Consider the following 13105-nt stretch of genomic DNA (forward strand, 5'->3'; position numbering starts at 1 on the left):
GAATGATTCCGGATCGGCAATAAAAAATATTTAGGAGGATTAACATGAAAAAAGTTCTAGGTATCGTTCTGTCACTATCCCTTCTTCTGACGCCGCTTCTTGCTGCCTGTGGAACAAATGATGATACTCCATCAGAAACGCCTTCTGAGACACCTGCAGAAACACCTGCAGAAGCTCCAGAAGAGACGCCGCAGGAGCCTGCTGCGGGTGAAAAGTATAAAATCGGTATCCTTGCACCTGCTGTCACACATGGATGGGTAGCTGCTGTTGCCTACAACGCGGAAGTCAGAGCTAAAGAGCTTTCCGACAAGATTGAATATCAGATCCAGACCAGCACAAATGCAGAAGAAATGACTGCACAGCTGGATGACCTCCTTACATGGGGCGCAGAAGCCATCGTTGCATTCCCTCAGTGGGAAGGTATGGAAGTGCCTATACAGCAGGCGATAGACAGCGGAGTTACAGTGGTTAACTTCGACATCGAAATCGATGCAGATGGTGTGTACCGTGTAGCCGGTGATAATGAAGATATGGGCGTACAGGGTGCAAATTACATCGTTGACAAGATCGGAGAAACAGGTACAGTCGTCATGCTTGAAGTGCCTACTTCAGGTTCAGTATCCGAACTCAGAAAGAAAGGCTTTGTGGATACCATGGCTGATATCGCTCCTGAGATGGAAATCAAAACCTATGCCACAAAGTTCACCCGTGAAGACGGACTGAAGGATTTCGCAGATATCCTTACAAGCAACCCTAAGATAGACGCAGTCTATTCCATGGATGATGAAACATCAATCGGCGTCCTTCAGGCAATCACTGAAGCAGGAAGAACGGATATCAAGGTTGTAACAGGCGGAGGCGGAATGCAGGAATACTTCAAGATGATGCCTGAAAATGAAGACATCTGGATCCAGTCGGCACTATACAGCCCGGCAATGGTCATGGACGCTCTCGACATGGCAGTCTCCATCCTTGATGGCGAAACTGTAGAAGAAGTGAAGATCATTCCAACGACCATCGTCGATCGTGATAACCATGAAGAATATCTGGACGAAAACTCACCTTACTAAACTGGTCGCTGAAAAAGAAAAATAAAATCGAAGAGGTTGTGGTTTACCATGACCTCTTCACTTAAAGAACGGATGTGATTTCTTGTGCAAATCGAGATGACGAACATATACAAGTCCTTCGGAGAGAATGAGGTACTGAAGGATGTTTTTCTGAACATCAGGGGCGGAGAAGTCCTTGCGCTCATCGGAGAAAATGGGGCTGGCAAATCAACGCTCATGAATATTCTGGGCGGAGTCCTACCCATGGACAGCGGTAAAATCATGATTGACGGAAAAGAATCGGTATTTCAGGACCCGAAACATTCCATGGAGGCTGGCATCGCATTTATTCATCAGGAACTGAACCTCATAAATGATCTGCCCATCTACGAGAATATGTTCATCGGACGGGAACCGAAAACAAAGCATGGAACTTTAGATCTTGAGAGAATGCTTAAGGAGACTCAGGAGGTGTTCATCAGAATGAACATCAAGCTGAATCCCAAAGCCATGGTCAGGGATCTTGATGCTTCATATAAGCAGATTGTGGAAATTGCAAGAGCGATGATGATGAATGCATCCGTCATCATCATGGATGAACCGACGACCTCCCTCACAGAAACGGAGATCGAAAGGGTGTTCCATATGATGAAGACCCTGAAAGAGCATAATGTAGGCATCATCTTTATTTCTCATAAGCTCAATGAAGTCATGAAAATCTGCGACAGATATATGGTCCTGCGTGACGGTGTACTTGTTGGAGAAGGAAAGATCGAGGATGTCTCCACTGATGAACTTGCAAGGCTCATGGTAGGGCATGCGGTGAGAACCGAAGCTCTTCAGAGGCATATCGAAAAGAGAGAGGAAGTTCTGAGGGTAGAGAACCTCTCAAAGGACAATGACTTCAGAGATGTGAGCTTCACCGCATATAAAGGAGAAATTCTCGGGGTCACGGGTCTTCTCGGAGACGGCAGAAGCGAGCTGTTTCTCTCCATATTCGGCGCCGACAGATACGAAAGCGGACAGGTATACCTTGAAGGTAAACCGGTAAAAATCAGAAGTACAGTGGATGCCATGAAAATGGGTATAGGATACCTGCCAAGAAACAGAAAAGAAAACGGAATCCTGAAGGATATGAATATCTATGAGAATGCCTCCATAGTGACGTGGCCGAAATTCGCAAAAAGAGGCATCATCGACAGGAGAACGCAGGTCAGTGAATTCGAAAAACAGGTCAGAAGACTAAGAATAAAGATGGGCAGGAGAACAGACTCCATAAATAGTCTGTCAGGGGGGAATCAGCAGAAAGTCGTTCTCTCCAAATGGCTCACTGCAAATCCGAGAATTCTCGTGCTTGATAACCCTACTCAAGGTGTTGATGTAGGGGCAAAAGAAGACATCTACGACATCATCATGGATCTCATCGATGATGATATCGCAGTCATCGTTCTCTCCAGTGAAGCCCAGGAAATCATAAGAGTCTGTGACAGGGCTCTTGTGATGTATCATGGAAACATTCAGGGAGAGGTCAGAGGGGAAGAGATGAACGAACATAATATCATGAAGCTTGCCACAGGCGGAAGCTTAAGCTGAAGAGGAAGGTGGACATAGAATGGAAAAGAAAAGAGACAGCAGAAAAGGCGGTTTTTTCGGATGGTTTCTGAAAAGATGGAAAGGAGATCCTCTATTTAGCACAGCCATTGCACTTCTTGTTATGATTATTCTTCAGACCCTGACTCTGGGATTTGATTATGACTCCTTTGGAGCATGGTTCATTTCCTGGACCAATAACTGGATCAATATCCTGAGAAACAATGCCGGTGTCGGTATCATCGCTCTGGGCATGACCTTCGTCATCATATCCGGAGGAATAGATCTTGCTGTGGGATCGACCCTTGTGGCAACTGGTGCTGTTCTTATGATGCTGATCGACAGCGGACCAAAAGGAATTCTCGGCCTTATCGGGCTTACCGGTCCACTGGCTTTTCTCGTTGCCGTGCTTCTTAGCGTCCTCTTCGGCACCTTCCTTGGTGGAATCATCGGCGTGCTCATCACCCGAGGAAAGATCCCGCCGTTTATCGCAACCCTTGGTGCTATGAAGATCTACAGAAGTGTCACCCAGCATTTCATGCAGGGATATAATCCCACGGTGCCAAAGCCTTTTCTGCAGATTTCAAGCTTCAGGATCGGAAACTACATGATCATGCCGATCATCTACTGGCTTCTCATTGCGGGCATCCTCTATTTTATCTCCAAGCGGACAACATTCGGAAGGCAGACTATTGCTGTGGGTTCCAATGAACGTGCAGCGAAGCTCTCCGGTGTCAATGTGAATCGCGTCAAACTGAAAGTCTACGCGCTCATGGGTCTTCTAGTCTCTCTTTCCGCGATCATTCAGGTTTCCCGAATCGGATCCATGGATTTCGCCAATGCCGGAAGCGGTAACGAGATGGACGCCATTGCAGCTGCAGTAGTTGGTGGAACAAGCATGAGCGGAGGAAAAGGAGTCATCATCGGAACAGTATTCGGCATGCTCATCATTGCCGTCATGAACAATCTTCTGAATCTATTCGGTGTTCCTCCATTTCTGAGAGAAGCCTTTAAGGGTTTCATTGTTGTAGGCGCTGTGCTTCTGCAGAAGAAAGAAGTCATATAAATAGATGTTACTCCTTTACGTAAAAACGAGGTGAAGATCAGTGAATAAAATCAGATTAGGATTCATCGGCTCTGGGAAAATCGCACAGGTGAGGCATATTCCTGAGGCCGCCCAAAGAGAAGATGTTGAAATCGCAGGATATTTCAACCGGACAAGATCGAAGGCAGAGGAAATGGCTCGGATCTACGGCGGAAAAGTCTACGAAAACTATATGGAAATGCTGGAGGATGAATCCATTGATGCGGTTGTTGTCAGTGTCGCAAATATCCTGCATGCGGAGATCACCATTCTCGCGCTGAAAAAAGGCAAACATGTTCTCTGTGAAAAACCCATGGCCATGACCCTTGAAGACAGTGAGCTTATGGTTTTGACCGCAAATCAGACAGGAAAGGTACTGAACATTGCTCATAATCAGAGACTGAGCGCGGCTCACATGAGCGCGAAGAAGCTTCTTTCTGAAGGGGCCATCGGAAACATTCTTACCTTCAGGACAACTTTCGGACATGGCGGACCGGAGGAGTGGAGCTCGAGTCCTGGAAAGGATGTCTGGTTCTTTTTTGAAGATGCGGCAGGTATGGGCGCAATGGCGGATCTTGGTATCCATAAGACCGATCTTATAGAATACCTTACCGGGCAGAAAGTGGTGGAAGTCAGTGCAATGCTTGGCACACTGGACAAGAAAGGTTCAGGCGGAAGTCTTATTTCAGTGGATGACAATGCTGTTTGCATATATAGGCTGAGCGGCGGAGCACTTGGTACCATGACGGTATCCTGGACATACTATGGTCCAGAAGACAATTCCACCATTCTTTACGGAACGGAAGGGATCATGTATATCTATGACGATCCGTCCCATCCGCTGAAAATCGTAAAGAAAAATGGAGAGGTGCTGACCTATGATGTGAAAGGTATACAGACCAATGAGAATCAGACCACTTCAGGTGTGATGGACACCTTTATCGAGGGTATCCTCACCGGGGAAGAAACCATTCTGTCAGGCAATCAGATTCTTTCAGCCATGAGAGCGGTTTTTGCCTGTGAAGAATCGGGTGAGGAAGGTAAAACTGTAACGATTGAAAAGAACAGGGGGGAATGAACGTGAAATTAGGTTTTGTCAGTGCGATACTCGCAGATAAGAGCTTTGAAGAAATGATGGATATCGCGGGCGAACTTGGCTACGGATGTGTTGAAGTCGCCTGCTGGCCGAAGGGTAAAGCGGACAGACGCTATGCCGGTGTCACCCATATTGATGTGGAAACCCTTGACGATGAGAAAGCGGAGCATATTCTGGAATATGCAAGGAAGAGAAAAGTTGAAATATCCTCCCTTGCCTATTATCCGAACCCCATGGACGGGAATCCTGAAGTCCGTGAAAAGACGGTTATGCACCTTAAAAAGGTGATTGACGCCAGTGCAAAACTTGGCATCAACCTTGTGACCACCTTTATCGGACGTGACCAGACAAAGACCGTGGAAGAAAACCTGGAGCTGTTCAAAGAAATCTGGCCGCCCATCATACGCCAAGCGGAAGAAAATGGCGTAAGAATCGCCATCGAAAACTGTCCTATGCTTTTTGGACCTGACCAGTGGCCGGGCGGTCAGAATCTATTCACCACACCAAGAATCTGGAGAGAGATTTTCAGACTTGCAGACTCTGAGAATTTAGGGATCAACTATGATCCCAGCCATATGGTCTGGCAGATGATGGACTACCTTGACCCGCTATATGAGTTCAGTGACAGGATCTTTCATGTCCACTTCAAGGATACGAAGATTCATCGGGATAAGCTGAATGACACAGGTGTTCTTGCATTTCCTCTTGATTTCATGAGTCCGAAGCTTCCAGGGTTCGGAGACGTGGATTTTGGGGCGTTCGTCTCCACTCTGAACGAAATCGGTTTTGAAGGGTACTCCTGCATCGAAATCGAAGATCGGGCGTTTGAGGGAAGTGAGGAAAGAGTCCTCGACAGCCTGAAGATCTCGAAGCGTTATCTTGAACAGTTCGTTATCTAAACAAGGAAAACCTTGAGATTCTTAAGTTACGAAGCAGATTATGCAATTCCAGCATAATCTGTTTTATTTTTGACGATTCAGCGAAAATCCATGAGCTTCATCATGAAACAATCATAAATCACATCGTTTTCATATAAAATGAATCAACAATTGAAATAAAGTTTCATACTTTCGATTAAAGTTTACAATTAAATTCCATAGGGATATACTGAGGATAAATTGGAAAGGATTACTGAATCATCTGCAGCAGTTTTTTCCTATAAGCGCGCAAAACCTGACTAGTTAGGGAGGTTACCATGAAAAGTGTTTTGGTCAGACTCCAGGAATATACCGGGAAAGCCAGCGGAGCAGAGAAGGGCATAGTAGGCTATCTTCTTGAGCATCCGGATAAGGTTTCTTCACTCAGCATTCATGAACTGGCTGAAGTGACCTATTCATCAGCATCAACGATCATCAGGCTGTGCAGAAAGCTTGGCTTTGACGGATACAGGGATCTGAACAAATCTCTGGTCTATGAGCTGGCACTGCGTAAATCCAGTTATGATGAACGGAGCAGTGAAATTTCCAGAGAAGATTCCCTGGAAGAAATCGTAGCCAAAGTAACCTATAAGAATATCGTTTCACTGGAAGATACAAGAAAACTCCTGGATATGGATGTTCTTCGTAAATGTGTTGAAATGATTATGGAGGCTAAAACCATCTGTCTTTTCGGGATGGGATCATCTCTGCTTGTGGCCAAAGATGCGTATCTCAAGTTTCTGAGGATCAACAAACCATGTATCATCAGCGAGGACTGGCATGCTCAGCTCCTCCAGGCAAGAAACATGACAAAAGACGACGTAGCAATTGCCATCAGCTACTCCGGCATGACTGAAGAGGTCATAAGATGCGTCGCTGCAGCGAAAGAAAAGGGCGCTCCCATCATCGCAATCACGCGATTTGAAGAAAACCCCATTGCACTCATGGCTAATTATAATCTAAGTGTTGCAGCCACAGAATTCATGTTCCGTTCAGGAGCTATGTCGTCAAGAATCGCTCAGCTTAATATCATCGATATCCTGTACACCGCATACATCAACAGGGAATATGAGCAGAACCTCAGACAGTTCCAGAGGACCCATATCGAAAAGCCTTATCTTGAAGCTGAAGCAGTATCAAAAGAGAAGACCCATAAAGGGAGGGAATAAATTGATCGACTTAACAAAACTGACCACAGAAAAACGTAATCCGAACACCATGAATCTCGACCAGATGACTCCACTTGAGTTCGTCAAGGTGATGAACAGTGAAGACGCTAAGGTCATCGAAGCTGTACATGAAGTTCTGCCGGAAGTGGCTAAAGTGATCGAATGGACCACAGAAGCATTATCCCATGGCGGAAGAATCATCTACATGGGTGCCGGAACCAGCGGTAGACTGGGTGTGCTTGACGCAGTGGAGTGTCCACCGACATTCGGGGTGTCCCCAGATGTTGTTGTCGGACTCATCGCAGGCGGAGATAAAGCATTTGTAAAAGCCGTTGAAGGTGCTGAGGACTCTGAAACATTAGGGACAGAAGATCTGAAGAACATCGGACTGAATGAAAATGACGTGGTCATCGGTATTGCAGCCAGCGGACGTACACCATATGTCATCCATGCTCTGAGATATGCAAGAAGCATAGGAGTGAAGACCGCAATCATCGCCTGCAACAGAGACTCTGAAATGTCGAAGGAAGCAGAGATTGCCATTGAACCGGTATCAGGACCGGAAGTATTGACAGGGTCTACAAGGCTCAAAGCCGGTACAGCTCAGAAGCTGGTCCTCAACATGATTTCCACAGGAACCATGGTGGGCATCGGTAAAGCTTATGAGAATCTTATGGTCGATGTGATGCAGTCAAACGAAAAGCTCAAGACCCGTGCGGAGAACATTGTCATGGCCGCAACAGACTGCAGCCGTGAAACCGCAAGACAGACTATAGATGAAGCAAAGGGAAGCGTCAAGCTTGCCATCGCATCCATCCTTTTAAACACCTCTACAGAAGAAGCCAGAGAAGCTTTAGATAAAGCCAATGGGCATATCCGTAAAACACTAGATCAGAATCATAAATAAATCGGAGGTAAATCATGAACAACAAAGAATTAGCAGTTAAGCTCGTCGAACTCGTAGGCGGCAAAAACAATGTCATCAAAGCGACAAACTGTATGACAAGACTACGTCTGACCGTAAAAGACCCTTCAAAGGTAAAGGTCGATGAAATCAAGGCAACAGAAGGTGTTCTCGGACTTGTAGTAGACGGCAGCACATACCAGATCGTACTTGGACCAGGTAAGGTAAAGAAGGTCATGGACATCTGTGCGGACGAACTGGGTCTTCCAAGAGATGCCTCAGCAGGCGACTGGAAAGACAACAAGGAAAGCATGAAATCCATGCAGAAGCAGAGCCCGTTCAAGGCAGCGATCAAGACCATCGCAGACATTTTCATACCACTTATTCCAGCAATTATCGCAGCAGGTCTCTTTAACGGATTTGCAAGTCTAATCAGCACCCTTCAGGGACAGGGAGTTCTTCCTGTAGAAGGATTCTGGATGATTGTACAGCTCCTGTTCGGACTCCTTGGAAGCGCATTCCTCGGATACTTCGCCATCTATACCGGTATCAACGCTGCAAAGCAGTTCGGTGCTACAGAAGGTCTAGGCGGAATGATCGGTGCAGTCTCCATCGGAGCAAACATCGTAGCCATCTCCACAGCATTCGGTCTTTACGATGCTGAAACACCGCTGAACTCAATCCTGACAACAGGTAAGGGTGGTATCATCGGAGTTATCTTAGGCGTATGGATCCTTTCAAAAGTCGAGAAGTTCATCAGAAAGAGCGTCCCAGATGTTCTTGATCTGATTCTTACTCCATTTTTAAGTCTTCTTATCACAGGAATCGTATTTGTATTTGTCATCATGCCTGCAACAGGTTATGTATCTGATGTTCTGGTTAGAGGTTTAAGCGTGATCATCAATTCACCAAACCCAGTTGTCAGTGTAATCAGCGGATACTTACTTGCAGCACTCTTCCTTCCAATGGTACTGCTTGGACTTCATCATGGACTGATTCCGATCTATGCCATTCAGCTTGAAGTCATGGGCGGTGTATCACTGTTCCCAGTACTTGCTATGGCAGGTGCAGGACAGGTTGGTGCGGCTATCGCAATCTACATCATCGCTAAGAGAGTAAACAACAGAAAAATGATGAAGATCATCACAGGTGCTCTTCCAGCAGGATTCCTCGGAGTAGGTGAGCCTCTCATCTACGGTGTAACACTTCCGATGTTCAAGCCGTTCATCACAGCAGGTCTTGGTGCAGGATTCGGTGGAGCATTCGTCATGCTGACCAAGGTCCTTGCTAATGCTTGGGGTCCATCAGGACTTGTAGCGATTCCAATCATGAAGCCTGAAAGCATGCTGAACTTCTTCTTCGGTCTTGTAATATCCTACGTAGCAGGATTCATCATCACCTACTTTGTCATCAAAGACAAGGATGTTGAAGCAGTATAGCACTTTAGGATATTCAGTATATCCCTCAACTTGGATAGAAAACAAAAAACAGCTCTCCTCCCTCTTTATGGAGGGGAGTGCTGTTTTTACATCTCTGCATATCAGCGAGGAGATGGATGAAAGCTACGTGAATAAAGTTGAGAAGATGATGGATTTCCTTAAAGAAACAGGATATCAGGTTATTGCCGATGTATCAAAAAGAAGCCTTGAGGTATTTAAGGAAAATGATCTCATTAGCCTTGCCGAAAGACTTAAGATTGATATACTTCGTATCGACTACGGATTCAGTGAAGAAGAGATGCTTAAGACAGCAGAGAAAGTGCCGGTATGCCTTAATGCTTCAACCATTACTGAAGACTTCGCGGAAAAACTGAAAGAGACAGGCAACAGGTTCTATGCCATGCATAATTTTTATCCGAGACCTGAGACTGGTCTTGATGATGAGCAGTACATAAAGAGAAACGATATGCTGAGGAAATACGGGATTGATGTTATGGCATTTATCCCCGGGAACAATCTCCTTCGCGGTCCGATGTATGAGGGACTTCCTACTCTTGAAAAACATAGGGGCGTTATGCCATACCTGGCATTTATCGAGATGCAGAACAGGTATGATATCCGGGAAATTTTTATCGGTGATGGTGTACTTTCAGATGAGGAGGCACAGGAGCTGAGAATCCTTCTGGAAGAAAAAGTATATCCCATCAAAGCGAGCCTGGAAAAAGAAAATGAAGGTCTTCTGGGCTCTGATTTTACTGTCCGGATCGATTCCCCGAAAGAAATCATAAGGATTCAGGAATCCAGAGAATATGCGACAAAAGGCGAAATCATAAAAGCCAGGAGTACTCATGAAAGATCAAGAGGAAGTATCACCATGGACAATGAGAAATACAGGAGATACACCGGTGAAGTTCAGATCATGCGTCGCGACTTTAAAAGAGATGAGAGAGTCAATGTGATCGGTAAAGTGAAGGATTCGTATCTTGATGTCCTTGATCTCATTCCAAACGGTTCTAAGATCAGAATGATCAGATAGGCTCTTATTTAGGATAAAGTGAACAGCCAGAGCAGGATTTGAAATGATATCTGCACTGGCTGTTTTTCTTTTAAAGTGGAACCCTGCCCATTAGAATTTGGCGTAAAAAATGATTATAATGATATAACGAGGTGAACATAAAGAACGTAAAGCGATTGTGTATCATCTGCCATTTTTTTGTACAGGAGGAGACGGATTTTGCATAACGATGTAACATACAGAGAACTGAAAGAGGATGACATCAGCCTAGCTCTCTTTGAGGGGTTTAAAAGACATCAGGAAGTGAAGAGGTGCTGGAGAAAAATCGATGGTACATGGATGCTGAAGGAGATCGCATTTATAGAAGAATGGGGGAGCGAGGAATATGCGTTTCTCGTCAGATGCCTCATCAATACCGTTAACGAAGGCGGTACTGTATGGGGAGCTTTTCACGAAAGCAGGCTATACGGATTTGCATCTCTTGAAAATCGGTTTTTCGGCAAGAGAAATCACTATCTGCAGCTTTCCAGCATACATATTTCCGATGGATATCGAGGGCAGGGCATCGGAAAGGTTCTCTTCTCCCTTGCTTCAGATCAGGCAAGAGAAAGAGGAGCTGAGAAGCTCTATATCTCAGCCCACTCTTCGGAGGAGACACAGGCTTTCTACAGAAAAGCGGGATGTGTGGAAGCATCCGAATATAACGAGAGACTTTCAGGGGAGGAGCCTTGTGACTGTCAGCTGGAATATGCCTTATAGCATAGCGTAGCTGATTGGTACAGCAGACCATTTAAAATAAATATTTTGAAGTTTTTTATCGATTCCCGATTTACGAAAACCTTGTCATTTGAAGGTTTTCATCAAGGGTCTACTAGTATACTAATATGGAACCGTTATGAGAAAGTTCTAAAAAGGTACTTTTCACTGAAGATAATATCGACTATGATAGAAGCATCAAGAGTAAAATGATAACCAGAAAGGATGAAAAACAATGAGCATAATAAATGACAAATTTATGTTGAAAAATGAGACAGGCAGAAAACTTTATGAAGAGTATGCTAAAGACATGCCGATCTATGACTATCACTGTCATCTCAATCCTAAGATGATTGCGGAGAATGCAAGGTTTAAAAACATCACAGACATCTGGCTTGGAGGCGACCACTACAAGTGGAGAGCTATGAGAAGCTGCGGTTTCAGTGAAGAGTACATCACAGGATCCAAGTCGGATTTTGAAAAGTTTGAAGCTTTCTGTGAAACAATCCCTTATACCATAGGAAATCCGCTTTATCACTGGTCTCATATGGAAATGAAGAAATATTTCGGAATCGATCTGACCATCAACAAGGAAAACGCCAAGGAAATCTGGGAGAGAGCAAATGAGGTCATCAGCGGTGAAGACTTCAATGTGAGAAACCTCATCACACAGTCCAATGTCAAGATGATCTGCACGACTGATGATCTCATCGATACTCTAGAATATCATGATGCCATCAATGCTGATGACACATTCGATACCAAAGTGCTACCTGCTTTAAGACCGGACAAGCTGCTGAATATCGAAAAAGAAGGCTATAAGGAATACATGGAAGTTCTTTCCGGTATTGTGGGTTATCCTGTAACGGATACTGAATCCCTCCTTAAGGCAGTGGAGAACAGAGTGGACTTCTTCCATGATCATGGCGCAAGACTTTCTGACCATGCCCTCGACACTGTATTCTTTGAAGAATACACAGCTGAAGAGATTGAAGCGATCATAAAGGCTGCTCTTTCCGGGGAAAAGATTTCAAAGGTGGACAGTGAAAAGTACAGGACCTTTATCCTTGTGAAACTGGGTGCGATGTACAAGAAGAGAGACTGGGCTCAGCAGTACCATATCGGTGCAATAAGAAACAACAACAGCAGAATGCAGAGCAAACTTGGCGCAGATGTCGGATTTGACTCCATCAACGATGAACTTGTGGCAGTGAAGCTCTCAAAGCTTATGGATACCTTAGATCGAACCGACAATCTGCCTAAGACCATCCTTTATAACCTCAATGCCAGAGACAATGATGTCATCGGCACAATGATCGGAAACTTCCAGGGAGAGACAGACGGAATCATGAAGATTCAGTTCGGATCAGGCTGGTGGTTCAATGATCAGAAGGACGGTATGGAAAAGCAGATGAAGTCCCTTGCAAATCTTTCACTTCTGAGAAAGTTTGTGGGCATGCTCACGGACTCAAGATCATTCATATCCTATCCAAGACACGACTACTTCAGAAGAATCCTCTGCAACCTTCTTGGCCAGTGGGCAGAAGAAGGAGAAGCGCCTGATGATATGGAACTTCTTGGAAAGATGGTAAAGGAAATCTCATTTGAAAACGCAGTTCAGTACTTCAACATGTAGTGATCTGTAGAAAAAAATAAAAGACGAATAATTATGATCACTAAAAGGTGCGGGTGGATTTCTTACTTCCTGCACCTTTTAAAATTCAGATGAGTTGTTCGAGAAATAGGATAAATATGAAAAATTGCGAGTTTCGCAACAAAAACAGAGCAAGAACTCTACAATAATTCATAACTAGAGTGAAAAGATAAACAGCGAAAACCGTTTCACGTAACCCTTTACAGAGATTCAGGCTAATTTTGAAAAGATGAACGTTTCATCATAATTTATTCATAATATGAACAACCTGATTCTTAAAGACTGGATGTCACCTGCTGAAATTCAAAGATAGAAATCTCCAAATGCATTGGTAATCAGATACTATCAATATTAACATTTCATGCAAAACTCACCTTAAAGGAACCTTAAACAGAAATGTACTTTTCGTAAAAAATTCAGCTGTTTTTTAAT

The 13105-nt window shown here is 44.6% G+C and carries 11 protein-coding genes; all 11 read left to right on the forward strand.

The features are described from left to right. Window positions 1–44: 44 nt before the first annotated feature. The 11 genes from RTX25_RS07545 to uxaC all read left to right on the forward strand — a co-directional run bounded on the left by RTX25_RS07545 (window position 45) and on the right by uxaC (window position 12655). On the forward strand, window positions 45–1070 hold the full coding sequence (locus RTX25_RS07545; protein WP_312652345.1) for an ABC transporter substrate-binding protein: 1026 nt from the start codon (window positions 45–47) through the stop codon (window positions 1068–1070). 96 nt (window positions 1071–1166) lie between these two features. Continuing rightward, window positions 1167–2642, forward strand: coding sequence for a sugar ABC transporter ATP-binding protein (locus RTX25_RS07550; RefSeq protein ID WP_312652347.1), 1476 nt, complete (start codon window positions 1167–1169; stop codon window positions 2640–2642). A gap of 19 nt (window positions 2643–2661) precedes the next feature. After that, window positions 2662–3705 (forward strand): ABC transporter permease, encoded by a 1044-nt coding sequence (locus tag RTX25_RS07555; RefSeq protein WP_312652349.1) that lies wholly within the window; start codon window positions 2662–2664, stop codon window positions 3703–3705. Window positions 3706–3745: 40 nt separating this feature from the next. Continuing rightward, window positions 3746–4801 (forward strand): Gfo/Idh/MocA family protein, encoded by a 1056-nt coding sequence (locus RTX25_RS07560; RefSeq protein ID WP_397428530.1) that lies wholly within the window; start codon window positions 3746–3748, stop codon window positions 4799–4801. A 2-nt stretch (window positions 4802–4803) separates the two neighbouring features. Next, the gene (locus tag RTX25_RS07565) at window positions 4804–5718 is read left to right on the forward strand and encodes a sugar phosphate isomerase/epimerase (RefSeq protein WP_312652351.1); all 915 of its coding nucleotides are present in this window, start codon (window positions 4804–4806) and stop codon (window positions 5716–5718) included. A gap of 296 nt (window positions 5719–6014) precedes the next feature. After that, window positions 6015–6905: a MurR/RpiR family transcriptional regulator gene (locus RTX25_RS07570; RefSeq protein ID WP_312652353.1), complete on the forward strand. Its 891-nt coding sequence runs from the start codon at window positions 6015–6017 to the stop codon at window positions 6903–6905. A 1-nt stretch (window position 6906) separates the two neighbouring features. After that, on the forward strand, window positions 6907–7812 hold the full coding sequence (gene murQ / locus RTX25_RS07575) for an N-acetylmuramic acid 6-phosphate etherase (RefSeq protein ID WP_312652355.1): 906 nt from the start codon (window positions 6907–6909) through the stop codon (window positions 7810–7812). 14 nt (window positions 7813–7826) lie between these two features. Further along, window positions 7827–9248, forward strand: a complete 1422-nt coding sequence (locus RTX25_RS07580) for a PTS transporter subunit EIIC (RefSeq protein ID WP_312652356.1) — start codon at window positions 7827–7829, stop codon at window positions 9246–9248. Beyond that, a complete protein-coding gene (locus RTX25_RS07585) occupies window positions 9232–10284 on the forward strand; it encodes a MupG family TIM beta-alpha barrel fold protein (RefSeq protein WP_312652357.1) in 1053 nt (350 codons plus the stop codon). The genes RTX25_RS07580 and RTX25_RS07585 overlap by 17 nt, the downstream gene beginning before the upstream one ends. A gap of 198 nt (window positions 10285–10482) precedes the next feature. Continuing rightward, window positions 10483–11022, forward strand: coding sequence for a GNAT family N-acetyltransferase (locus tag RTX25_RS07590; RefSeq protein WP_312652358.1), 540 nt, complete (start codon window positions 10483–10485; stop codon window positions 11020–11022). A gap of 232 nt (window positions 11023–11254) precedes the next feature. After that, window positions 11255–12655 (forward strand): glucuronate isomerase, encoded by a 1401-nt coding sequence (gene uxaC, locus RTX25_RS07595; RefSeq protein ID WP_312652360.1) that lies wholly within the window; start codon window positions 11255–11257, stop codon window positions 12653–12655. The last annotated feature ends 450 nt before the right edge of the window (window positions 12656–13105 follow it).

This window comes from Proteiniclasticum sp., from assembly GCF_032054185.1.
In the GTDB taxonomy this organism is placed as follows: domain Bacteria; phylum Bacillota; class Clostridia; order Clostridiales; family Clostridiaceae; genus Proteiniclasticum.

Excerpts from the sequence above, each read along its gene's own strand:
- RTX25_RS07580 (WP_312652356.1), top strand. The coding sequence starts at position 7,827 with ATGAACAACAAAGAATTAGCAGTTAAGCTCGTCGAACTCGTAGGCGGC.
- RTX25_RS07555 (WP_312652349.1), top strand. The coding sequence starts at position 2,662 with ATGGAAAAGAAAAGAGACAGCAGAAAAGGCGGTTTTTTCGGATGGTTT.
- RTX25_RS07585 (WP_312652357.1), top strand. The coding sequence starts at position 9,232 with ATGTTGAAGCAGTATAGCACTTTAGGATATTCAGTATATCCCTCAACT.
- uxaC (WP_312652360.1), top strand. The coding sequence starts at position 11,255 with ATGAGCATAATAAATGACAAATTTATGTTGAAAAATGAGACAGGCAGA.
- RTX25_RS07545 (WP_312652345.1), top strand. The coding sequence starts at position 45 with ATGAAAAAAGTTCTAGGTATCGTTCTGTCACTATCCCTTCTTCTGACG.
- RTX25_RS07570 (WP_312652353.1), top strand. The coding sequence starts at position 6,015 with ATGAAAAGTGTTTTGGTCAGACTCCAGGAATATACCGGGAAAGCCAGC.
- RTX25_RS07550 (WP_312652347.1), top strand. The coding sequence starts at position 1,167 with ATGACGAACATATACAAGTCCTTCGGAGAGAATGAGGTACTGAAGGAT.